The following is a 24,011-nucleotide window of genomic DNA, read 5'->3' on the forward strand; positions in this document are numbered from 1 at the left end:
ACTGTCTTCGGTGTGGTTTCGATATCGCTGCAGCATTTGCGAGTCTCAACGCACCGACGATGTACATCTGGAGAATTAGATGGCAACCCCGCATACGTTTTCCGCAGCGACCACTCACCCCGCGGATGCTGCCGATGCGCTCCCTGATCAGGTCGACGCCAGGTCGCTGAAGCGCATCGTTTTTGCGTCCGTCATGGGCAATGCTCTCGAATGGTACGACTTCTTTCTGTATAGCACGGCCGCGGCGTTGGTATTTGGATCGCTATTTTTCCCGAAGGGTACTGATCCACTGCTCGGCACCCTTGCTGCGTTCGCGGGCTTTGCCGTGGGGTTCGCCGCACGGCCGTTCGGAGGCGCGCTGTTTGGTCATATCGGGGACCGGTACGGTCGTAAGACGGCGTTGGTATGGACATTGTCCATAATGGGCGGTGCTACGTTCATGATCGGTTTTTTGCCGACGTACGCACAGATCGGACTTTGGTCACCTGCGCTGCTGCTTGTCTTGCGTTTGTTGCAAGGCGTAGCCGCAGGCGGCGAATGGGGCGGCGGCGTGCTGATGATCAGCGAATCGGCACCCCAAGAGAAACGAGGCTTTTACGCAGCCTGGAGCCAAATTGGTGTCGGCGGTGGTTTCGTGTTGTCGGCGGCTGTGTTCTTTCTCGTGCAGTTGCTGCCGAAAGATGCCTTCATGAGTTGGGGATGGCGCATCCCTTTCCTGCTGTCGATCATGATATTTGGTGTCGGCGTGTATGTCCGCTCCAGGCTGCCGGAGAGCGCCGAATTCGCGAAGGCCGAAGCCGCAGGCAAAAAGGCTCGTATGCCCGTGTTCGAGGTCATTCGCAAGCACCCGAAGGAAATCCTCATGGCCATGGGTCTGCGGGTCGCGGAGAACGGGGGGTCGTACATCGTGCTCGCATTCTCGCTCGTGTATGGCAAGTTCATCGGCATATCCAACAAGGTCATGCTCGCTGGCGTCATCGTGTCCATGAGCCTCGAACTGGTGACGATGCTCCTGTGGGGACGCCTGTCGGACCGGATTGGCCGCAAGCCGGTCTACATGATCGGTGCTGCTGGATTCGTGGTTATCGCATTTCCTTTCTTCTGGCTCATCGACACGCAAATTCCAGCGCTGATCTGGCTTGCGTTTCTGCTCGGCAACGCGGTCTGCCACGGCGCGATGATAGGCACCCAGCCCAGTCTGATGGGTGAACTTTTCAGCACTGAAGTCCGGTACTCGGGTATGGCATTAGGGCACGAAATCGCTTCGGTCTTTGCCGGTGGGTTGTCTCCGCTGGTAGCGACTGCGTTGCTTGCGCACTACCACGCTGCATGGCCGGTGGCGCTGCTGATGATAGGGCTGTCCATGGTGACTGTGGTCTCGCTGCTTTTCACTCGGGAAACGCGGCCCAGCGTGTCTGGCAACAAGTGACCTTAAGGATACGTCCATGCAACTCAGCGATTTTGACGACGTTTTGCTCACGGCTGGCGTGGAGATCCAGTACCAGCGTCAAGCGACCACAGAGTCGACGGCGGATCTGCTTGCACAGGCGTTTGCTGCGGCGCTCGGCCAGTCGGGATTCTCGGCGAAAGACGTCGATGGTTTGGGCGTGGCGTCTTTCACCCTTGGGCCGGATCATGCCATTGACATGGCATGGCGGCTGGGATTGAGCCCACGCTGGTGCATGGACGACTGCCATGGTGGTGCGAGCGCCATTAACCTGCTTCAGCATGCGATTCGGGCGATACAGCATGGCGACGCGAACGTCGTTGCGCTGGTTTCTGGCGATCGCTTCGAGCCGGCCGACTTCAAGCAACTTGTGGAGCATTACAACCTGACGACGCGCAACCTGTTGCGGCCGCTCCAGAATGGAGGTCCAAACAGTCTTTTCTCGATGCTGACGCAGCGCCACGCGAAGCAACACGGTTTGACTCGACGGGACTACGGCGCCCTATGTGTAGCACAGCGCGAGTGGGCGATATTGAATCCCTTGGCTGTCTATCGCTCCCGGTTAACGATCGACGATTACCTCGAAGCGCCAATGGTCGCCGATCCCCTATGCCGGTTCGATTGCGTTCCGGTTGTGTGCGGCGCTAATGCGGTGATCGTCTCGCGCGCCGACCTTGTACGTCAATCGGTGAACGTGCGAGTGCGGGGTCTGCAATGCCTCTACAACGCAGACCATCAGGCGGGCGATGGATGCGAGACATCACTTAAAGCGATCGCCGAACAGCTGTGGCGGCAATCGCACGCAACGCCCGAAAAGATGGATTTGGTGTCGGTCTACGACGACTACCCTGTCATGGTCCTTGCGCAGCTTGCGGATCTCGGTTTCGCTCCAGACGGGGATCTGCGCGCGTTGATCTCCCGCATCGCGTCGCGCGAGCTTGCTGTCAATACCTCGGGCGGCCAGTTATCAGCGGGTCAAGCTGGCGCCGCGGGCGGCATGCACGGTCTCGTCGAGGCTATTGGGCAGCTACGTGGCGCCGCGGGATCACGGCAGATTCCAGATGCCAGATTGGCGGTCGTGAGCGGGTACGGAATGGTCGAATACCGTTATGGCATGTGTGCCAACGCGGTCGTACTTGAGCGCGAGCTACGAGGTGTGCGATGACACTTAAAGTATTTCAGTGCGAGACGTGTGGATCGACGCTGTTCCCTTCGCGATATTTCTGCCCTACGTGTGGCGGCAGTGACTGGTCTGAACGCGTGGTCCTCGACGGCACCGTAGGAGAGTCGACCGTTGTGCGTCACCGCGTCGGAGCAGACGATGTTCGTGAAGTCTATCTCGCCAGCGTTATAACGAGCGCCGGTCCGGTCGTTGTGGCTCGCCTGGAGCATCCGCTGGAATCTGGCAATTCGGTGCGGCTTGAAATGGACGGCGAGAATCGGATTCTGGCGCATGCGTCGTGAGGTTGGTCGCTATCCGTCTCAAGCGCCGGAACGTGAAGAGAAGGTTTGGAGATAGACATGAAGGTTGAGGGATCGGTGGCATTCGTTACTGGCGCAAATCGGGGTCTAGGAGCGTGCTTTGTAAAAAGCCTGCTCCACGAAGGCGCGCGCAAGGTCTACGCAGCAGCCAGAGACATTTCGATGGTCACGCTGCAGGACGCGCGTGTTGTGCCGGTCACGCTGGATATTACGAATCTGGCGCAGGTGGAGCAAGCGGCAACTCTTGCCAGCGATGTCACGTTGCTTGTCAACAACGCGGGCATCAATCACGTCGAGCCGCTACTTGGCGCGCGCGATTTGAATGCCGCGCGGCGAGAGATGGAAGTCAACTATTTTGGAACGCTCAACATGATCCGGGCGTTTGCGCCGGCCATGAAGCGCGAGGGAGGCGCGATTATCAATGTGTCGTCAATCCTCGCTCGGGTTGCATTGCCGTCCATGGCGTCACTGTGTGCATCTAAGGCTGCCGTACTGCGCATGACGGAAGGCGTGCGAGCTGAGCTGACGCCTTATGGTGTGCGCGTGCTCGCGCTTTTGCCGGGTGCGATTGACACTGATATGAGTCGAGATTTTCCGCCTCCGAAGATTCCGGCCGAGCAGGCCATCGAAGAGGCCCTGGCTGCGTTGCGGGACGGTCCCGACGAAGTCTACATTGGGAGCATGGCGCAGCAAGTAGCAGCTGGTTTGGCGGCGGACCGCCGAGCCTTGCAGGAAAGCCTGTCAGGATTTTGAATCCCCACAAATATGGACGTAAAAATACCCCAGACCGAAAGGAAAGCATCATGAACGGCGAATATATCCAGATTAGCGCAGAGGATGGACAAGCGTTTTCCGCTTACCTTGCAAAGCCCAAAAATGGCTCCGGGCCCGGATTGATCCTGCTGCAGGAAATCTTCGGCATCAACGGCTATATGAAGTCCATGGCCGACCGATTCGCTGAAGAAGGGTATGTAGTCGTGGTGCCCGACCTGTTCTGGCGGATGAAACCCGGTGTCGTGCTCGGCTATAGCGACGAGGACTTTGCAGCAGCGCTTGACTACAACGAGCGACTATCCATTGACCTCGCGGTCGCCGATATCCAGTCCACCGCCAAGGCGTTGCGCGCACTATCGCAACATGGCAGCAAGATTGGTGCTCTAGGCTACTGTCTCGGAGGAAAACTGGCGATGCTTGCGGCATCAAGAACAGATGTGGACTGTGCCGTCAGCTACTACGGCGTAGGGCTGGACGCCTATCTGCACGAGGTGCCGTCGATCCGCTGTCCGATGGTGTTTCACTTTGCTGGCGAGGACGCCTTTTGTCCCCCGGAAACCCGCGAGAAGATTCAGGCCGCGCTTAGTTCAAACGCTGCGATCGAACAATATGTCTATGCCGATTGCGATCACGCGTTTGCGACTTCTGAGCGCGAGCATTTCGACAAGCCCGCCGCAATGATGGCGTACTCGCGCAGCCTCTCAATGTTGCGCAGGATACTAGGGCCTATATATGACCTGGATTCGCTATGGGAATCGCACTGTCACTACGAATTTGCCACTCGTGACGTGAACGCCATCATGCCAACGATGATCGCCTCGCCCTACGTCAACCACATTCCGACCATGACGGGTGGCGTAGGCCATGACCAACTGAAGCGGTTTTATAAATACCACTTCGTCGATGCTAACCCGGCTGACACGCGACTCATTCCGGTCTCGCGAACGATCGGTACCGATCGGATCGTGGATGAGTTCGTATTCTGCGCGACGCATGATCGCGAAATCGACTGGTTGCTCCCGGGGCTGTCGCCTACCGGAAAATACTTCGAAATTCCAATGCTTGCGGTTGTGCACTTCCGGGGCGACAAGCTCTACAACGAGCATATCTATTGGGACCAGGCATCCGTGCTCGTGCAGATCGGGTTGCTTGACCCCACGGGGCTCCCGGTTGCCGGCATTGCAACGGCGAAGAAATTGATCGACGAGAGTCTGCCGAGCAATTCGTTGATGCGAAATTGGGAAACCAGCGCAAATAAGCCGATTTAATACCGGGCAAGTATCCGCGCACAAGAATCCAAAAAAATCGATCAGAGAGTCTCGTGGACGATTGCGGTTTCGGCCGATCAAGGTTCGTTCAGCCTCAGTGATTTCCAGACTCACGGTTGAGAAATGGATGCCTATCTGTTGTCCAAAATCTATTAAATGAACTTCGGCATCCGAACCGTATTTAGACAAAATTTAAAAAGGAATAGTCGTGAACAAACGGCTCGTTGTTCTTCTAGGTATGTCGCTTGCGAGCAGCGCGGCTTTTGCTCAGAGTAGTGTGACTCTGTACGGGATTATCGACAATGGGCTCACGTGGACGAGCAATCAGGGTGGCAAGAGCGCTGTCCAGATGCAAGGCAGCATTTCCCAAGGCAATCGCTGGGGCCTTAGGGGGGCTGAGGATCTGGGTGGCGGGACGTCGGCCATTTTTCGCCTGGAGAACGGATTCAACGTCAATACCGGTACGCTCAGTCAAGGCGGACGCCTGTTTGGTCGGCTGGCCTATGTTGGGCTGTCGAACGATCGTTACGGTACGTTCACATTAGGCCGGCAGGGCGAAGCGGTGGGCGATTATATTGGAGCACTGTCCGCAAACGGAACGTTGCCGGGCGGCATTCTGTTTCCCCACCCGGGCGACCTGGACAATAACGGCATCGACTTTCGCCTCAACAATGCGGTCAAGTATGTGTCGCCGAAGATTGCTGGTTTGACCGGTGTTGCGATGTATAGCTTCGGCGGTGTTCCAGGTGACTTTAACAAGACCAGCGCGAAATCCTTTGCTCTTCAATACGTAGGCGGGAGTCTGCAACTGGTCGGAGCCTACACGTCGATCGACCATCCAGCAGTGGCCGTACCTGAAGGCGTATGGACGCCGAATAACACAGTCAATGGCAATTACGGTCTCGCGGCTAGTAGCTACAAGGTGCTTGCTCTTGCGGCCGCCTATACGATCGGCTCTGCACGATTTACCGCTGATTGGACGCACACGCAATTCGGCGGCCTTGATCCCACACTCGGAGCCAAGATCAATGGCCACGTGACATTCAATATTGCTGAGTTTGTGGCCAGCTATATGGTCACACCAACGCTTCAATTGGGCGCTGCATACAGTTACACACTAGGCAATGTATCGGCAACGGGGAAATCGCCGCACTATAACGAGGTCGATGCCAGCGTCGATTACCTTCTTTCGAAAGCAACGGACGTCTACGCGTCCGCAACATACATGCGCGCGGGTGGCGGCGCCGTAGCCGATCTCGCCCCGGTTCTTTCCGCTTCGAGTTCGCAGAATCAGCTCGCTCTGCGGCTTGGCATCCGGAAGAGATTCTAGCCGAGCCGATAGCCTGCGCTCGTCGCTTGATCAAGAACTTCTGGGGAATCCCTGCCCCCTTAAACTGGAGAAGCCACCATGGAAATGGTTGAATCACCCCTGCTTCCGCTGGGCATGCCTGAGTCTGACTTTGTCAAGTTTCCGCGCGAAGATGGTTCCCGGGTACCTTACAAGGTATTTAGCTCGCGAGCCGTCTACGACCGCGAGCAGGAACGCGTCTATCGAGGCCCGACGTGGAATTTCGTTGCACTCGAAGCTGAAATCCCGAACCCTGGTGACTACAAGAGCACCTTCGTCGGCGACACACCGGTGGTCGTCACCCGCCTCGAAGAGGGCAGCCTGTCGGCATGGGTGAACCGCTGCGCACATCGCGGCGCATCAGTGTGCCGCAAGGCGCGCGGCAACGCTGCGTCGCACACTTGCGTCTATCACCAATGGAGTTTCGACAGCAGCGGTAACCTGCTCGGTGTGCCGTTCCGGCGCGGACAGAAGGGGATGACCGGCATGCCGGCGGATTTCGATCCGAAGAATCATAGCCTTAAAAAGCTGCGTGTCGACAGCTATCGCGGCCTCGTATTCGCCTCGTTCAGCGACGAGGTCGCGCCGCTGCCGGAATATCTCGGTGCGGAAATGCGCCCGTGGATCGACCGTATTTTTCATAAGCCGATCGAGTATCTCGGCTGCACGCGTCAATTCTCGAAATCGAACTGGAAGCTGTATTTCGAGAACGTGAAGGACCCGTATCACGCGAGCATGTTGCATCTGTTCCACACGACCTTCAATATTTTCCGGGTCGGCATGAAGGCACGGTCGATTCCCGATGCAACGCACGGCCTTCACAGCATTATCACGGTGACGAAGACCGGTGAAGATACATCGGCCGCATACAAGCAGCAGAACATTCGATCATTTGACGAAGGATCCACGCTCGAAGACGACTCGATTCTCGGTCTTGTGTCCGAATACGAAGAAGACACGACGAATCACATCCAACCGATCTTCCCGCAACTGGTGATCCAGCAGATTCACAACACGCTGGTCGCCCGTCAGTTGCTGCCGAAAGGCCCGAACAACTTCGAACTGATTTTCCATTTCTTCGGCTACACCGACGACACCCCCGAGCTGCGCGAGTTGCGGCTCAAGCAGGCGAACCTTGTCGGCCCCGCGGGCTATATCTCAATGGAAGACACGGAAGCCACCGAACTCGTTCAGCGAGGCACGATTCGCGACGCGGACGCCACGTCGGTGATCGAAATGTCGCGCGGCAATCCCGACCAGCAGGACACGGTGATTACAGAGAGCCTGATCCGCAAGTTCTGGGTCGGTTACCAGAAGCTGATGGGCTATTGAACGTCGACGGAGAACACATCATGGATGCAATGAAGCTGTGGTTCGAACTGCACAGGCTGCAGGACCAGTACATCAACAATCTCGACAACGACCGTCTCGAAGCATGGCCGGCGCTGTTTACCGAAGACTGCCTGTACGAGATCGTTCCGAAGGAAAACGCGGACCTGGGTCTGCCAGTTGGCATCATCTATTGCACAAACCAACGCATGCTGCGGGACCGTGTGGTGTCGCTGCGCAATGCGAACATCTATGAAGAACACAGCTACCGCCACATGACATCGGGTCTCACAGTGACCGGTGAGAAAGACGGTGTGATCGAAACGGAAAGCAACTACGTGGTAATCCAGACGCTTTCCAACGGCGAGTCGGGTGTGTATCAGGCGGGCAAATATTACGACCGCGTGGTGCATACACCCGATGGTTTGCGCTACAAGGCGAAGCGCGCGATTTACGATACGTCGCGTGTGCAGACCTTGCTCGCGACGCCGATCTGAGGAGGTTGCAATGGATCAGTTGGTCAACGTTTGGCAGACCCTCGGCGCGCTCGACGACTATACGGAAGGTGAGCCCGTTGCGATTGTCTCTGGCTCGAAGCAGATCGCAATTTTCAGGCTCGGCGAAGAAGTGTTCGCGCTGAACGATCTGTGCACGCACGGTCATGCGCGTTTGTCGGAAGGCTATGTGGAAGATGGTTGTGTCGAATGTCCGCTGCATCAAGGGCTAATCGACATTCGCAGCGGGGCGCCGCGTTGTGCGCCGGTGACGGAAGGCGTGCGCAGTTTCCCAATCCGGATAGTCGACGGCCGGGTGGAAATTCATGTCGAATAAACCTTATGTGATCGTCGGCGGAGGGCATGCGGCGCGGCGCGCAGCGGAATCGCTGCGAGAGCGTAACGCCGACGTGCGGATCGTGATGATCGGTGCAGAGCCGGAGTTGCCGTACGACCGGCCAGTATTGTCGAAAGACGTGCTTACCAGTGACGAAGGGGAGCGTCGTGCTTTTATCCGCGACGAAGCGTTTTATAGAGATCATCGAATCGAATTGCGACTAGGCTTGAGCGTCGAGTCGATCAATCGGGGCGCGAAAAGAAGTGACTCTGGCTGAGGGAACCACGCTCGAGTACGAGTGCCTACTGCTTGCAACGGGCTCTCGCGTACGACGCTTCAGCGGGCCAGTCGAGGAGGGCGTAACGCTACACTACGTTCGCACTGTGGCCGATGCTCGCGCGTTGCGTGCAGATCTTGCGCCGCGCCGGCGCGTCGTGGTTTTGGGCGGCGGCTTTATAGGTCTCGAAGTCGCAGCGTCGGCGGCAACGCTCGGATGTACGGCTGTCGTGATCGAGCCGGCTGGCGCGCTGTTGCAGCGATCGATGCCGGCTGCAATCGGGGATTTTGTACTGTCGATGCATCGGGAAAAGGGCGTCGATATCCGGCTGAACGTAAAGCCTCTCGGGATTCGACGTAGTGCGAATGGTGATGGTGCGGTCATCGAAACCGACAACGGCGATATTGAGGCCGATGTGGTGGTGATCGGCATTGGCGTTGTGCCGAATGTGGAACTTGCTGCGCAAGCGGAGTTGGACGTCGAAAACGGCATTGTCGTCGATGCGCAATGCAGAACGAGCGACCCGGCGATTTTCGCGGCTGGCGAAGTAACAATGCACTTTAATCCGCTGATGGCGCGGCACGTGCGCATCGAGTCGTGGCAGGTCGCTGAGAATCAACCGGCGATTGCGGCTGCAAACATGCTTGGCGGTGCGGACAGCTATGCGGAAATACCTTGGCTGTGGTCCGATCAGCACGATTGTAATCTGCAAACGCTAGGTGTTTTTACTGACAGTCAGAGGTTGGTGACGCGAGGCACAGCCGGTGATCGCGCGTTCAGCCTGATGGCGTTGGGCGAGTCTGGGGAGTTACAGGCGGTGGCCGCGGTGAACTCCGGTCGCGACATCAGCGCATGCAAACGACTGACAACCACGCGTAAGCCGCTAGACCCAACAAAACTGGCTGACCCGACTGTTCCCTTGCGCTCATTGCTTTAGGCTATTTCGACGACCCGAAAAGTCTAATTGTGCAAATCATCACGCGTGTGATTCACAGACATCATCCTCGTTGGTCTCAGTCTCGTACGTGTCTGCACCTTATTCGCGGTGCGTCGATAAAGATGGAGAACGGTGCTGGGTCGGGAAGGATCTGCAGCGTATCCGCTGCGCATCACCTTCATGGGCCTGTTCGATACGGTAGCGTCGGTCGGCGGCCCGGCCCTGCATCTGGACTGGGCGTCCGAACTGGCGATTCCACCAGAGGTCGAGCGGTGCGTGCATTACGTGGCCGCCCACGAGGTCCGGAACGCGTTCCAGCCCTTCGCATTGCCCTTCACCATCGAGTCGACAATGTTCTGCAAAGCGGAGTACGCGATCTTGTCCTTGATGTTGACCGTCGTGCTCGATGCTCAAGGGGCGTGGCGCGTGGTGCCGCACAACCTCAAACTGCGCCAGGAGATCCGCAAGCACGGGGGCAAACGGCGTGGACATGTCGGGGGCGAGGCCAATCCGATCGGAACGTACGTACAGGAAAAGCTCGCGCAGGCGAAAAAGACACGTAAGGCTGCCACACAACTTGCCCATGCCATGCGGCTGCTGGGTTCGGTTCTTTTGCATTAAGGCGGTCCGCTATGATGGGCGGAACGACACGAACGACTGAAAGCTAGATGAAGACGATGAATCCTGCGGTGGCCCGGGTACTCAAACGCCTGCACTATCCGCTCGACGTGATCCTGACTTGCGTGCGCTGGTACGTGGCCTATCCGCTGAGCCTGCGGCACCTTGAAGACATGATGGCTGAGCGCGGTGTTTCAGTCGATCATTCGACTGTGCACCGCTGGGCCATCAAGCTGTTGCCGGTGCTGGAGAAAGCGTTTCGCCGCCGCAAGCGCCCGGTGGGTCAGAGCTGGCGGATGGACGAGACGTACATCCGCGTCAAAGGGGAATGGCGGTATCTTTATCGGGCCGTCGACAAGGAAGGCAACACCATTGACTTTCTGCTACGCGCCCATCGGGACAAGACTGCGGCCCGGCGTTACTTTGAGAAATCGATCGCCTGGAACCGGGTACCCGAGACGGTAACCATCGACAAAAGCGGCGCCAATCTCGCCGCGCTCGAAGCGATCAATGCCGGTCGTGAAGCGCCCATCAAGATCCGCCAGTCCAAATATCACAATAACCTGGTCGAGCAGGACCATCGGGCGATCAAGCGACGAACGCGGCCCATGCTAGGGTTCAAGACCTTTCGCTGTGCCCGGATTCTTCTGGCCGGCATCGAAATTATGCACATGATCGCCAAAGGACAGATGGAATGTGCTCGCGGGACCCATCCGTCCGCCGCTCACCAATTCTACGACCTCGCAATATAAGCACTACTTCGTATATCTATCCCGCTCGCTCTTTGAGTCTTATCGCGACAAAGCCGTTGTTGATGTTTCTACTCAACTTTGCGCCGCCATCCAAACGTATTTTTCACCGCCGCTAACAATCGGCGCACGCACGGGCTCGACACCGGGTGCGCGACGTTTCCCCCGCCTCCGTTGGAGAAAACCCTGGAGTAAATTCCCTTGAAGCGACGGAACCTGCTGGTATGATGACATCATGACGGCATAAGTGATGATGGCAACTAGTTCGCGGCCGTTGACTGGTTTCAGGCAGTGCCTTGAGGTTCAACCAGACAGGAGACAGACAATGAAACTATCCAAGCGGTGGCTCGCGCTCGCGCTGACCACATTGACGGTCGTGGGCGCCAGCAGTGCCGCGCAGGCGGCCAATCTGATCGCCATCATCACTCCTTCCCACGACAACCCCTTCTTCAAAGCCGAAGCCGACACGGCGAACGCGCGCGCCAAGGCGCTCGGCTACGACACCATAGTGCTGGTTCACGACGACGACGCCAACAAACAGTCGAACCTGGTCGATACCGCGATCGCACGCGGCGCGAAGGCGATCATTCTCGACAACGCCGGCTCGGAAGCGTCCATCTCCGCCGTGAAAAAGGCCAAGAGCGCGGGCATTCCCTCGTTCCTGATCGACCGCGAGATCAACGCGACGGGCATCGCCGTCTCGCAGATCGTGTCCAACAACTATCAGGGCGCGCAACTCGGCGGGCGCAGCTTCGTCAAGGCGCTGGGCGAGAGCGGCAACTATGTCGAACTGGTCGGACGCGAGGCGGACATCAACGCGGGTATCCGTTCGAAGGGCTATCACGACGTGATCGACCAGTTCCCGAACATGAAGATGGTCGAGCGGCAGTCGGCGAACTGGAGCCAGACCGAAGCGTATCGCGTGATGGAAACCATCTTGCAGAGCCATCCTGACATCAAGGGCGTGATTGCTGGCAACGACACGATGGCGATGGGCGCTTCGGCGGCACTCAAGGCAGCGAAGCGGCCGGACGTGATCGTGGTGGGCTTCGACGGCAGCAACGACGTGCGCGACGCCATCATGCGCAACGAAATCCGCGCGACGGTTCTGCAGCCGGCAGCACTGGCCGCGACTCAGGCGGTCGAGCAGGCCGACAAGTATCTGAAAACCGGCTCGACCGGCAAGCCCGAAAAGCAGTTGATCAACTGCTCGCTGATCACCAAGGCAAACGCGTCGAAGCTCGACATGTTCGCGCTGCGCTAGGCGCGCGCCCGGCGTGCGGGAATGCCCTGCGCATTCCCGCATCACATCACCGTTTCTCATCTGGCGTACCGAGAGGTTATCCATGAGAGGTTGCATGTACGCGGCGATCGTCGTGCTCGTCGCGACTGGAGCGTTGCAGGGCTGCAAACTGGTCAAGCACGACGCACAAACGTCGAAAAATTCACGCGATGCCTATGCGTCCGGTGGCTATGATGCGAACGCGATGGTCGCCTCCATGTGGAGCACGAAGATCGTGCCCGACGTGGAGAAGCGCGCGACCGACTACACCCGGCTGCGCGACGCGATCAAGGCGGACCCGGACGCCGCGGGCAAGCAGTACGGCTATCGCGGCAAGGACGACAGCGCGCCGTGGAATTTCCCGACCACGCTGCACGGTACCATCGTCGAAGTGGATACCCAGTCGAGCCAAGGCACGGTGGGTGTCGACATCGACGGTGACGGCAAGCCGGACGTCGTGGTGGATATCGGTCCGACCGTGCTCGGCACGACCTTGCGCGACACGCTCGATTTCATCTCCTTCACGAGTTTCCGCAATCAGATCGAATACGCGCAGTTCGGCACCGCGCTGAACAGCTACGCCGCCACGCATGTGATGAAGCCGGTGCCGCGCGACGGGCTCAAGGGCAAAGCGATTTCGGTGACGGGTGCGTTCGCGTATGACTCGTCGGCCGAACAACCCGAAGTCGTGCCGCTCGCGCTTTCGCTGGGAGGCAAATCATGAGTGCGCCAGAGAGCTTCGACGACGACGTGATTCTTCACGTCGAAGGTGTGACGAAGGTTTATCCCGGCACGGTCGCGCTGAAAGAGGTCAACTTCGCGGTGCGGCGCGCGTCGGTCAACGTGCTGGTCGGCGAAAACGGCGCGGGCAAGTCGACCTTGATGAAGATCATTGCCGGGGCGGAGCAACCGAGCACGGGCCGCCTGATTCTCGACGGTCAGCCGGTCGAACTGACGAGCAGCGCCGACGCGCTGCGTCACGGCATCGGCATCGTGTTTCAGGAACTCAATCTGTTTCCGAATCTCAGCATCGCGGAGAACGTGTTCATCGCGCACGAGATCACTCGCGCGGGCATCGACATCGATGCCGACGCGCAGCGCAGCAAGGCGCGCGCACTGCTCAAACGGCTCGAACTGGACGTGAGCCCGGATACGCTCGTCGAAGACCTGCGCATTGGTCAGCAGCAACTGGTCGAAATTGCCAAGGCCCTCGCGCACGACGCACGTGTGCTGATTCTCGATGAGCCCACTTCGGCGCTCAGCGCGGCCGAAGTGGACGTGCTGTTTCAGGTGATCGCGGATCTGAAGGCGCAAGGCGTCGCGATCGTCTACATCTCGCACCGGCTGGAAGAGCTGATCCGTATCGGCGACTACATCACCGTGCTGCGCGACGGCCGCGTCACCGGCAATCAGCCGATGGTCAACGTGGACGTCCCATGGATCGTTCGTCAGATGGTGGGTCGCGACACCAAGGATTTTTCGCGCCCGATCGGCCACGAGCGCGGTGTCGAAATACTGACCGTACGCGACGTTTCGTTGCCGCGCAAAGGCAGTGGGCTGCTGGTCGATCACGTGTCTTTGTCGCTGCACGCGGGTGAAATCGTCGGCATATACGGGCTGATGGGCGCTGGGCGCTCCGAGCTGTTCGAGTGCATTCTGGGCTGTCATCCGCACGCGACGGGCGAGGTCGTGCTCGACGGGAAGCCTTTGAGCGGCAAGCCGATTGCGCGCCGAGTGGCCCAAGGTCTCGCGCTGATCCCGGAAGACCGCAAGGCCGACGCGCTGATGCCGATCCTTTCGATCGGCGAGAACATGACGCTCTCCAGCCTCATGAAGTTCGCGCGGGGTTTTCATATCAGCACGCAGCGCGAGCAGCGCTCTATCGCGGGCTATATCCAGGACCTCGCGATCAAGGTCGCCGACTGGCGCCTGCCGGTGAGTTCTCTCTCGGGCGGCAATCAGCAGAAGGTCGTGATCGGCCGGGCGTTGATGACCACGCCCAAGGTGCTGCTGATGGATGAACCGAGCCGGGGCATCGACATCGGCGCGAAGGCCGACATCTTCAAGGTGATGCGCGATCTCGCGGTGAAAGGGCTAGGCATCCTCTTTGTCACCTCCGATCTCGAAGAGGTGATGGCTTTGTCGGATCGCATTCTCGTGATGTCGAACGGTCGCGTGACGGCGCAATTCGAGGCCTCCGACGCGACTCAGGATGCACTGGTCGCGGCCTCGGCGGTGGGTCACCGGGTGGGCGCGGCGACCGACGAGCAGCGTGCCGCGGCCTGACGCTCCCGGGTCTGCTCAGCTTCACTGTCAGCCTCATTTTCCAGCCTCACTTCGAGCTTCCTGTTCCAGCCACTCTGGAGACGATTCATGACGATGGCCATCAAAGGCGCGGCGCCCGGCGCGAGTATCGGCGAGGCGCCGCTTCTATTGCTGCTGAAGCTGCGCACGTTCATTGCACTTTTTGCCGTGGCGATCTTCTTTTCGTTCGCGGCGCACAATTTTTTGAGCATCGAAAATCTGCTGATCATGTCGCGTCACGTTGCGCTGAACGCGTTTCTCGCGATCGGCATGACGTTCGTGATCGTCGCGGGCGGCATCGATCTTTCGGTCGGCTCCATTGTCGGGTTGTCGGGCATGGTGGCGGGCGGGCTGATCCTGCATGGCATTCCGCTCGGCGATCAGTACACGCTGTTTCTGAGCGTGCCGGAGGTGATCGTCGTCGCGCTGCTGACAGGCGTGGCGGTCGGCGCGATCAACGGGCTTCTGATTACACGCCTGAACGTCGCGCCGTTCATCGCCACGCTCGGCACCTTGTATATCGCTCGGGGCGCCGCGTTGCTGTCTTCGGGCGGGGAGACGTTTCCGAACCTTACGGGCAACCCCGATTACGGCACGACTGGCTTTCCGCTTCTTGGCGGCGCGACAATACTCGGCATTCCGTTGACCATCTGGCTGCTGATCGTGGTCGGACTGGTGGCCGCGTATATCGCCGCTCGCACGCCGCTCGGCCGGCAGATTTACGCGATTGGCAGCAACGAGCGCGCCGCGCAGCTGTCTGGTGTGCGAGTTAATCGCGTGAAGATGTTCGTGTACATGTTTTCGGGTTTTTGCGCGGCGATTGTTGGCCTGATCATTTCTTCGGAACTCGTCGCATCGCACCCGATGAGCGGTGAGACTTTCGAACTCAACGCCATTGCGGCCGCCGTGCTGGGCGGCACCTCAATGTCCGGCGGACGCGGCAAGATCGGCGGCACGATTGTGGGTGCGTTCGTGATCGGCATTCTTTCCGATGGCCTCGTGATGATGGGTGTCAGCGCGTTCTGGCAAACCGTGATCAAGGGCGTGGTGATCGTGGCCGCCGTCGTGGTCGATCAGATTCAGCGCCGCGTGCAGCAACGCTTTGCACTGCAGAAACAGGCCGCGACGGGAGTGTGAGCGATGAACGCATCGGACATGCAACAACCGCACGGCAGCGAACGCGTGCTCAAGGGCGCGTTAATTGGCTGCGGATTCTTCGCGCAAAACCATCTGCATGCATGGCGCGACATTGACGGCGCGCAAATCGTCGCGCTGTGCGACGCGGACGAGGCACGCCTGACTGCAAGCGGCCGCGCGTTCGGCATCGAGCGGCTTTACACCGATGCCGCCGCGATGCTGCAAGCGGAACGCCTGGATTTCGTCGATATCGCCACGACAGTGTCGAGCCATCGCGCGCTAGTCGAGATGGCCGCCGCTGCGCGCGTCGCCGCGATCTGCCAGAAGCCATTCGCGCAAACGCTCGACGACGCCCGCGCGATGGTCGACGCATGCCGCGAAGCGGGCGTCCCACTCATGGTGCACGAGAACTTCCGCTGGCAAAGCGCGATTCAGGCGGTAGGCGCCGCTTTGCGCGACGGCGCGATCGGGCAGCCGTTCTGGGGCCGCGTATCGTTCCGCTCGGCATTCGACGTGTTCAGCGGCCAGCCATATCTGGCGAAAACCGAACGCTTCATCGTCGAGGACCTGGGTATTCACGTGCTGGACATTGCTCGCTTTCTGTTCGGCGATGTAGTCCGTTTGAGCGCGACCACGGCACGTGTGAATCCGGCGATTCGCGGCGAAGACGTCGCCACCGTGCTGCTAAGTCATCAAAGCGGCGTGAGCAGCATTGTCGATTGCAGCTACGCGACGCGCTTGCCGCACGAGCTATTCCCGCAGACGCTGATCGAAGTGGACGGCTCGCACGGCACGCTGCGCCTTCTCGCGGATTACCGGTTGCAGATCCATACCGCCGAGGGCACCCATACGCACAATGCCGAACCGCGCAAGCTGTCGTGGGCGAGTTCGCCGTGGGAGGCGATTCAAGGCAGCGTGCTGGAGATCCAGAAGCATTGGATCGAGTGCCTTTGCGGCGCACGCGAACCCGCCACCAGCGGCCGCGACAATCTGCGAACGCTGGCGCTGGTCGAAGCGACGTATCAGTCGGCGAAAGAAGGCCGCAGCATTGCGCTTGCCGGGACCAAAAGCACGGAGGCGGCGCAAGACCAACGCGAAAGGGCGGCGCGATGAACGCCGGCCTCGCGAAGCTCTATTACGGCACGACGCAGGCCGTCCCGCCGGCGCGGCGGCTTTCGGTGGGAGCATGGTCCGCCTCGCTCGCCGATGGTGCGTTACGCGACATCCGCTTTGGGGATATCGAGGTGATCCGCGCCGTGGCATTTCTGGTGCGCGATAAGGATTGGGGAACCTGCCGGCCGGTGTTGAGCGGTGTCGAAATCGACGAGACGTCCGAAGGTTTCCGCGTGGCCTATCGCGCGCGCTGCGAAAACCCGGACGGCGACGTGCTGAGCTACGCGCTGTCGATCAGCTGCACGGCGGCGGGGCCGTTGACATTGCGCGCAAATCTGACGGCGCACAGCACATTTCTCACGGCACGCAGCGGATTCTGCGTGCTGCATCCGATCGAAGACGTGGCCGGTGCGCCGGCACGCGTCGAGCATGGCGACGGCACAATCGAATGTGCGTCGTTTCCGGCGCTGATCGATCCATGGCAACCGTTCAGGAACATTCGCTCGATCGAGCATGATCTGGCGGTTGGCCTCAGCGTGCGTTGCGCATTCACCGGTGACGTGTTCGAAATGGAGGATCAGCGCAACTGGTCGGACGCGTCGTTCAAAACTTACTCGCGCCCCCTCGAATGGCCGTGGCCTTATACGCTCGACGCCGGCGAATCGCTCGAACAAAGCGTAACGCTGAGCGTAGTTCAAAAGACGCCTGGCGCCTTGCGCCGGGCTGACGCATGCGCCGCAAAAACCATCCTGATCGATGTGAGCGAAGGTGCTGAGACCATGCCCGCGCTCGGTGTCGCGATCACCGTGGATGAAGTGGAGGGAGCGCATGCGCATGCTGTCCTTCTGCACGAGCTCGCCCCGCGGCAACTCACTTTCAGCTTCGACCCGACCGCCGGTCACGGCTTACACGAACTCCAGCGGTTCGCAGCGTTGCAACGACAAAGCGCCACCGACGCCGTGCTGGAATACGCGCTGCCGGGCGTCGAAACGCCGCGTGCCGAATTGCAGATGCTGGCCCGGCAGATCGAATCCGCGCAGCTCGCACTGACTGGCGTGATCGTGAGTCCCGCCGTGCATCGTCAGTCGAATCCGCCGGGCAGTATCAGCCCGCCGTGCCCCTCGCTCGACGAGGTCTACCGCGAGGCGCGGCTGGCGTTGCCGGCGCTGCGCATCGGCGGTGGCGTGCTCAGCTATTTCACGGAACTCAACCGTAAGCGGCCGCCGCTCGAACTGGTTGATTGGGTGACGCACGCGACCTGTCCCATCGTCCACGCCGCCGACGATCTCAGCGTCATGCAGACGCTTGAAGCGATTCCTCATATCACGCGTTCGTGCCGGGCGTTGATCGGCGCGAGGCCGTACGCAATCGGACCGATTTCTATCGGAATGCGGCAAAACCCGTACGGTTCGCGCGTCATGCCCAACCCGGATGCGGAGCGCATTGCGATGGCGGGAGCCGACCCGCGCCAGCAGGCATTATTCGGGGCCGCATGGCTGGTGGGATACGCGGCGGCGCTGGCGGAGGCGGGGCTCGACACGTTCACGCTAGGCGCGTTGACGGGCCCTCGTGGTCTGGCCGAGGAGGGCAGCGGCGGGGCCGTTTCGCGCTATCCGGCGTTTCATGTGGCGCGGGCGTTGGCCGACATGGGCGGGCTCGACCGTCTGCGGGTCGCGGTTGGAGACTCGCGCGAGATCGCTTGCGTGGCGGCCCGCGACGCAGGCGGCGCCATTCGGTTGCTCGCGGCCAACCTGACCGACGCGACGCGCTCCGTTCGCTTCGCATGGAACGGCCCGGCACCCGGCGCTGGCGATGCGGCGATGCTCGATGAGTGTTCGGTTGGGGCGGCGGCCGGGGCGGCAGCGCTTGACGGAAAGCCGCTCGACGTCGCGCGCCCGGTCACGCTTCGTCCGTATGTCGTTGTGATCGCTCGTTTCGAGAGCGGTGCGGTTCTGTAAGGACCGCGCCGAAGCGAAGCCCGAGGGGCTCGGTAGTTAACCCACTGCCCACGATTTAAGGATTGTGGTCTACTCATCACACCAGCACAGCACATGTGTGATCTGTGGGTTCTCGCCGAAGATCGCGAGTCACGTCGGAGGACGGAATGCAAACCGCAATGCAAAACGCCGGGTCCAGTGAGCTGGAGCGGTCGACCATACGAAAAGTGTCGATGCGGCTCGTACCGTTCGTCGCGCTGATGTTCTTCATCAATTTTCTCGACCGGACCGCGATTTCGTTTGCTGGGCCGAACGGCATGACCAAAGATCTCGGGCTCGATGCTGCGCAATTCGGCTTCGCGGCGGGCGTGTTCTTCATCGGATATATATTTCTCGAAGTGCCGAGCAACCTCGCGTTGCATAAATTCGGGGCGCGCCGCTGGCTCGCGCGAATCATGGTGACGTGGGGCATCGTCGCGTTGCTGTTCACCTGGGTGAGCAGCGTGTCCGGGCTTTATACGCTGCGCTTCTTGCTGGGCGTGGCCGAAGCGGGCTTCTTCCCCGGCGCGATCCTGTTCCTGAGCACGTGGGTTCCGCAGCGTCATCGCAGCCACATCCTCGCGCTGTTCTATCTTGCGCAGCCGCTGACCATCGTGGTCGGCGCGCCGTTTGCCGCGCTCCTGATCGGCGCGCATGGCGTGTTCGGGCTGGAAGGATGGCGCGTGATGTTCCTCGGCGTGGCCATTCCCGCGATCGTGATCGGCATCGTCGCGTGGTTCTATCTGACTGACCGGCCGTCCGAAGCGCGTTGGCTGTCGTCGAACGAGCGCGAATGGCTCACCGCCGAACTCGACGCGGAACAACGCCGGCGCGAAGCCAGCGCCGGTCAGCATCAGTATTCGCATCGCGCGGGCGCCGCCCTGAAGAGCGGCCGCGTATGGATGTTCGCGCTGATGTATTTCGGCCTGATCTACGGCCTGTATGCGCTCGCGTTCTTCCTGCCGACGATCATCGGCGGTTTTGAAGGTCAGTTCGGCTCGCACTTCAACGTGTTCCAGAAGGGGCTCATCACGGCCGTGCCGTATCTGCCCGCGGCCATCGTGCTGTTTTTGTGGAGCCGCAATGCGACGAAGCACGGCGTGCGCAACTGGCATATCGGCATTCCCGCGCTCGTCGGCGCACTGAGCATTCCGCTCGCGCTGTTCATGAAGTCGCCGTCAGCGAGCATCGCTGTCATCACCGTCACTGCCTGCGCGATCTTCTCCGCGCTGCCAAACTTCTGGGCGCTGCCCGCCCGCTTCCTGTCTGGTGCGGCGGCTGCGGCGGGCATCGCGCTCATCAACACGGTCGGCAATCTCGCGGGTTTCGTGGCGCCCTACCTGACGGGCGCGATGAAAGACGCGACCGGCTCGTATCACGCGCCGATGATCGTGGTCGGCGTCTTCATGCTGATGAGCGCCGTGCTCGCGTTCGTGTTCTGCGCCGAGCGTCGCACGGGAATGGCCGACGATCCGGCATCCATTGCACTCGACCCGCACGCTAGCTGACCCTCACGAGCGACACCGAACCCCTGGAAGGAGAGAACCATGAAAGAGAAAATTGCACTGATCGGCGCGGGCGGAAAGATGGGTTTCCGTCTGAGCAGCAATCTGCTGAAATCGGACTACCGCGTTTCGCACGTCGAAGTAAGCGAAGCGGGGCAAAAGCGCTTGAAGGACGAACTCGACGTGGAGTGCGTCCCGCTCGATACGGCAATCGACGGCGCGCAGGTGGTGATCCTCGCCGTGCCCGACACGCTGATCGGCAAGCTCAGTCATGAAATCGCGCCGAAGCTGCCGTCGGGCACGATGGTGATGACGCTCGACGCCGCCGCACCCTTCGCCGGTCATCTGCCGGATCGTCCCGACTTGACGTACTTCGTTGCGCACCCATGCCATCCGCTTATTTTCAGCGACGACGACGATCCGAAAGCCCGGCGCGATTTTTTCGGCGGCGCGTACGCCAGACAGTCGATTACGAGCGCGCTGATGCAGGGCCCCGAGTCCGCATTCGATCTCGGCGAGGACGTCGCCAAGACGATCTATCAGCCGATCTTGCGTTCCTATCGGCTGAGCGTCGACCAGATGGCGCTGCTCGAACCGGGCCTGTCCGAAACGGTTTGCGCGACGCTTCTCTATGTGATGCGCGAAGCGATGGACGAGACCGTCAAGCGCGGCGTGCCTAAAGAGGCGGCGCGCGACTTTCTGCTCGGTCACATGAACATCTTGAGCGCGGTGATCTTCAACGAGATCCCCGGCGCGTTCTCGGACGCATGCAACAAGGCCATCGAATTCGGCAAGCCGCGGCTGATGCGCGACGACTGGAAGGGCGTATTTGAGCGCGAGGAAATCGCGGAAAGCATTCGCCGCATCACCTGAGGCGCAGCGCGGCTTCTCATCATCGACTCTCAACAGGACTGCATCGTGAGCGAACGCATCTACGCGACCTACTGGCTCGAAACGGGCGATGATCCACGCCGTGCCGCCGACATCATCGCGGGCGAACAGTCGAGCGGCACGTTCGTCGCGCTGCCCACGGAGACGCCCGAACTGAAGGCGCGTTCCGGGGCGCGCGTCGAGCGGCTCGACGTGCTCGAAACGGTGGACCGACCTTCATTGGCGGGCGGCCTTGCATCCGGCCGCTATACGCGCTGCACGCTCGAACTGTCGTGGCCGATCGAGAACTTCGGCGCGTCGTTGCCGAATCTGATGTCCACCATCGCGGGCAATCTGTTCGAACTGCGTCAGGTGTCGGGCTTGCGGCTCACCGGGCTGAAATTGCCAGCGTCTTTCGCGGTGGCATATCCAGGCCCGGCATTCGGCATTGAAGGCACGCGCCGTCTGAGCGGCGTGACGCATGGTCCGTTGATCGGCACGATCATCAAGCCGAGCGTCGGCCTCTCGCCCGACGAAACCGCGCAGCAGGTGCGCGAACTCGTCGAAGGCGGCATCGATTTCATCAAGGATGACGAATTGCAGGCGGACGGTTCTCATTGTCCGTTCGACGAACGGGTGAAGGCCGTCATGCGTGTCGTGAACGCGCATGCGCAGCGCACCGGCAAGAAGGTCATGGTCGCCTTCAATCTGACCGGCGATCTCGACCAGATGCGCCGCCGTCACGACCTCGTGCTGGAGCAGGGTGGAACCTGTGTGATGGCGGTGCTCAATTCCGTCGGTCTCGTGGGCTTGCATGAACTGCGGCGTCATTCGCAATTGCCGATTCACGCGCACCGTGCGGGCTGGGGCTATCTCACGCGCGGCGAAGCATTGGGCTGGGACTTCGCGCCGTGGCAGATGCTGTGGCGTCTCGCTGGCGCGGATCACATGCACGTGAACGGACTGCGCAACAAGTTCAGCGAATCGGACGACAGCGTGATTGCGTCCGCGCGCGCTGTCCTTGCGCCCGTGATGCCTGAAGCGCCGATGCCCGCGATGCCCGTGTTCAGTTCCGGCCAGACCGGTTTGCAAGCCGCCGACACATACGCAGCGATCGGACGCGCCGATCTGATCCATACAGCGGGCGGCGGCATCTTCGGCCACCCTCAGGGCGTCGCTGCGGGTGTCGACGCGTTGCGCGAAGCGTGGGTTGCGGCGATCGAAGGCACACCGCTCGAACGGCATGCCGAGCGGCACCCGGCGCTGCGCTCGGCGCTCGGTTTCTGGAAGTGAGCGCGGCATGAGCGACCCATCGAACGAGGTGTTGGGGGACGGCCTGCTGCTCGCCTATTACGGCGACGACTTCACCGGATCGACCGACGCCATGGAAGCGATGACGGCAGCAGGCGTGCCGACCGTGTTGTGCCTGGACACGCCCTCTCCGGATCTGCTGACGCGCTTTCCCGATGTGCGCTGCGTCGGGCTTGCCGGTTCGTCGCGCGGACGCAGCCCTGCGTGGATAAACGATGTATTGCCTGCCGCGTTCGCGGCTCTCGCGGCGCTGGGTGCGCCGGTTCTGCAGTACAAGGTTTGTTCGACGTTCGATTCGTCACCGGAGGTCGGGTCGATTGGCGCGGCCATCGACATCGGCGTGAAGTCAATGTCCGCGCAGTGGTCGCCGATGGTCATCGGCGCGCCGCGTCTGAAGCGCTATCAGCTGTTCGGCAATCTGTTCGCAGCGGTCGATGGTGTCGCCCACCGCTTGGACCGTCATCCAACCATGTCGCGCCATCCCGTCACGCCGATGAACGAGGCGGACCTGCGCGTCCATCTCGGTCGGCAGACTTCGCGGCGCATCGAGTTGGTCGATATGCTGCAATTGCGCGCGGGCGAGGGCGCCGCTCGTGTGCGGTCGTTAAGCGCCGCAGACACGCCCGTCGTGCTGATCGATGTGCTCGATGAGGAAACGCTCATCGAAGCGGGACGGCTCGTGTGGGAGCAACGTGGCAGCGGTGTGTTCAGCGCGTCTTCCTCGGGCATGCAGTACGCGCTCGCCGCTTATTGGCGCGCGCGCGGCTGGCTTCCCGCGACACCGTCGTTGCCGGTAGCGCGCCCCGTCGATCAGATCGCGGCCGTTAGCGGAAGCTGCTCGCCCGTGACGGCTGGGCAAATCGCCTGGGCGCGCGCGAACGGGTTTCATGTGGAGCGGCTCGATTTGCCGCGCGCACTGGATCAGCGGACGAGCGGCGGCGAAGTGCGACGCGCGTTCGAGGCGTCCGCCGATGCAATCCGCCACGGCAAGAGCGTGATCGTGCACAGCGCGGAAGGACCGGACGATCCCGCCGTGCAGGGCTTCGACTCGATTGCACGCGATGCGGGACAGACGCGGCACGAGGCGGCGCGCAATGTCGGCGGCGCGCTGGCCGAGGTGATGTGTCAGTTGCTCGATCGCGTGGCGCTGCCGCGCGTGGTGGTAGCGGGCGGCGACAGTTCCGGAGAGGTCGCGAGCACGCTGGGCATCGATGCGCTGAGCGTGGCTGCGGGACTCGCGCCGGGGGCGCCGTTGTGCCGGGCGTGGTCGTCTTCGGCGCGGCGCGATGGACTCGAAATCGTTCTCAAGGGCGGGCAGATTGGGGGCGCGGATTTTTTCGGGATCGTGAGAGCGGCCGGATAGCTAGTGGTAGGTCGGGGACGGCCTGATCTCGCAAACATCGGGTCGTATATGGTATCGTCATCACACCACAAGCTTGAATGACGAAGACGC

The 24,011-nt window shown here is 60.8% G+C and carries 20 protein-coding genes and 2 pseudogenes; all 22 read left to right on the forward strand.

The features are described 5' to 3' along the window. The first annotated feature begins 79 nt into the window (after positions 1-79). A complete protein-coding gene (locus OKW35_RS22420) occupies positions 80-1,429 on the forward strand; it encodes an MFS transporter (protein ID WP_429553166.1) in 1,350 nt (449 codons plus the stop codon). A 16-nt stretch (positions 1,430-1,445) separates the two neighbouring features. Further along, positions 1,446-2,612, forward strand: coding sequence for a thiolase family protein (locus OKW35_RS22425; RefSeq protein WP_429553167.1), 1,167 nt, complete (start codon positions 1,446-1,448; stop codon positions 2,610-2,612). Continuing rightward, the gene (locus tag OKW35_RS22430) at positions 2,609-2,911 is read left to right on the forward strand and encodes a zinc ribbon domain-containing protein (protein WP_429354649.1); all 303 of its coding nucleotides are present in this window, start codon (positions 2,609-2,611) and stop codon (positions 2,909-2,911) included. The genes OKW35_RS22425 and OKW35_RS22430 overlap by 4 nt, the downstream gene beginning before the upstream one ends. Before the next feature lie 57 nt (positions 2,912-2,968). Further along, positions 2,969-3,682, forward strand: a complete 714-nt coding sequence (locus OKW35_RS22435) for an SDR family oxidoreductase (RefSeq protein WP_429553168.1) — start codon at positions 2,969-2,971, stop codon at positions 3,680-3,682. 50 nt (positions 3,683-3,732) lie between these two features. Further along, positions 3,733-4,971 carry a dienelactone hydrolase family protein gene (locus tag OKW35_RS22440; RefSeq protein WP_429553169.1) on the forward strand — a complete coding sequence of 413 codons (1,239 nt, stop codon included), beginning with the start codon at positions 3,733-3,735 and terminating at the stop codon, positions 4,969-4,971. Between the two features lie 208 nt (positions 4,972-5,179). Further along, the gene (locus tag OKW35_RS22445; protein WP_429553170.1) at positions 5,180-6,301 is read left to right on the forward strand and encodes a porin; all 1,122 of its coding nucleotides are present in this window, start codon (positions 5,180-5,182) and stop codon (positions 6,299-6,301) included. Positions 6,302-6,379: 78 nt separating this feature from the next. After that, complete coding sequence (andAc, locus tag OKW35_RS22450) at positions 6,380-7,651, forward strand: anthranilate 1,2-dioxygenase large subunit AndAc (protein ID WP_429553171.1); 1,272 nt, start codon at positions 6,380-6,382, stop codon at positions 7,649-7,651. A 20-nt stretch (positions 7,652-7,671) separates the two neighbouring features. Then, on the forward strand, positions 7,672-8,145 hold the full coding sequence (andAd, locus tag OKW35_RS22455) for an anthranilate 1,2-dioxygenase small subunit AndAd (RefSeq protein WP_429402619.1): 474 nt from the start codon (positions 7,672-7,674) through the stop codon (positions 8,143-8,145). A 10-nt stretch (positions 8,146-8,155) separates the two neighbouring features. Then, positions 8,156-8,479, forward strand: coding sequence for an anthranilate 1,2-dioxygenase ferredoxin subunit AndAb (gene andAb / locus OKW35_RS22460; protein ID WP_429553172.1), 324 nt, complete (start codon positions 8,156-8,158; stop codon positions 8,477-8,479). Further along, positions 8,469-9,693: pseudogene (gene andAa / locus OKW35_RS22465) on the forward strand (anthranilate 1,2-dioxygenase system ferredoxin--NAD(+) reductase). The gene andAb and the pseudogene andAa overlap by 11 nt, the downstream one beginning before the upstream one ends. A 162-nt stretch (positions 9,694-9,855) precedes the next feature. Then, positions 9,856-10,008: pseudogene (locus OKW35_RS22470) on the forward strand (phospholipase effector Tle1 domain-containing protein); the annotation flags it as partial. Between the two features lie 353 nt (positions 10,009-10,361). After that, positions 10,362-11,063 (forward strand): IS6 family transposase, encoded by a 702-nt coding sequence (locus OKW35_RS22475; protein WP_429402646.1) that lies wholly within the window; start codon positions 10,362-10,364, stop codon positions 11,061-11,063. Positions 11,064-11,385: 322 nt separating this feature from the next. Further along, a complete protein-coding gene (locus OKW35_RS22480) occupies positions 11,386-12,324 on the forward strand; it encodes a D-ribose ABC transporter substrate-binding protein (protein ID WP_429402647.1) in 939 nt (312 codons plus the stop codon). Between the two features lie 94 nt (positions 12,325-12,418). Further along, positions 12,419-13,066: a DUF2291 family protein gene (locus OKW35_RS22485; protein WP_429402648.1), complete on the forward strand. Its 648-nt coding sequence runs from the start codon at positions 12,419-12,421 to the stop codon at positions 13,064-13,066. Continuing rightward, entirely contained in the window at positions 13,063-14,628 is a 1,566-nt protein-coding gene (locus OKW35_RS22490) for a sugar ABC transporter ATP-binding protein (protein WP_429553173.1), read from the forward strand. Before OKW35_RS22485 ends, OKW35_RS22490 begins: the two co-directional genes overlap by 4 nt. A gap of 87 nt (positions 14,629-14,715) precedes the next feature. Then, positions 14,716-15,783 carry an ABC transporter permease gene (locus OKW35_RS22495; RefSeq protein ID WP_429402650.1) on the forward strand — a complete coding sequence of 356 codons (1,068 nt, stop codon included), beginning with the start codon at positions 14,716-14,718 and terminating at the stop codon, positions 15,781-15,783. Positions 15,784-15,786: 3 nt separating this feature from the next. Further along, positions 15,787-16,896, forward strand: a complete 1,110-nt coding sequence (locus OKW35_RS22500) for a Gfo/Idh/MocA family protein (protein ID WP_429402651.1) — start codon at positions 15,787-15,789, stop codon at positions 16,894-16,896. Then, positions 16,893-18,854: a D-apionate lactonase gene (gene apnL / locus OKW35_RS22505; RefSeq protein WP_429553174.1), complete on the forward strand. Its 1,962-nt coding sequence runs from the start codon at positions 16,893-16,895 to the stop codon at positions 18,852-18,854. The genes OKW35_RS22500 and apnL overlap by 4 nt, the downstream gene beginning before the upstream one ends. Before the next feature lie 212 nt (positions 18,855-19,066). Continuing rightward, positions 19,067-20,380 (forward strand): MFS transporter, encoded by a 1,314-nt coding sequence (locus OKW35_RS22510; RefSeq protein WP_429553175.1) that lies wholly within the window; start codon positions 19,067-19,069, stop codon positions 20,378-20,380. 39 nt (positions 20,381-20,419) lie between these two features. Then, a complete protein-coding gene (locus tag OKW35_RS22515) occupies positions 20,420-21,250 on the forward strand; it encodes a phosphogluconate dehydrogenase C-terminal domain-containing protein (RefSeq protein WP_429402654.1) in 831 nt (276 codons plus the stop codon). 45 nt (positions 21,251-21,295) lie between these two features. After that, positions 21,296-22,540 (forward strand): ribulose-bisphosphate carboxylase large subunit family protein, encoded by a 1,245-nt coding sequence (locus tag OKW35_RS22520; RefSeq protein ID WP_429402655.1) that lies wholly within the window; start codon positions 21,296-21,298, stop codon positions 22,538-22,540. A 7-nt stretch (positions 22,541-22,547) separates the two neighbouring features. Then, a complete protein-coding gene (oiaK, locus tag OKW35_RS22525) occupies positions 22,548-23,921 on the forward strand; it encodes a 3-oxo-isoapionate kinase OiaK (RefSeq protein ID WP_429402656.1) in 1,374 nt (457 codons plus the stop codon). Positions 23,922-24,011 lie beyond the last annotated feature (90 nt).

This window comes from Paraburkholderia sp. MM5477-R1 (assembly GCF_050436385.1).
GTDB classification, from domain to species: domain Bacteria; phylum Pseudomonadota; class Gammaproteobacteria; order Burkholderiales; family Burkholderiaceae; genus Paraburkholderia; species Paraburkholderia tuberum.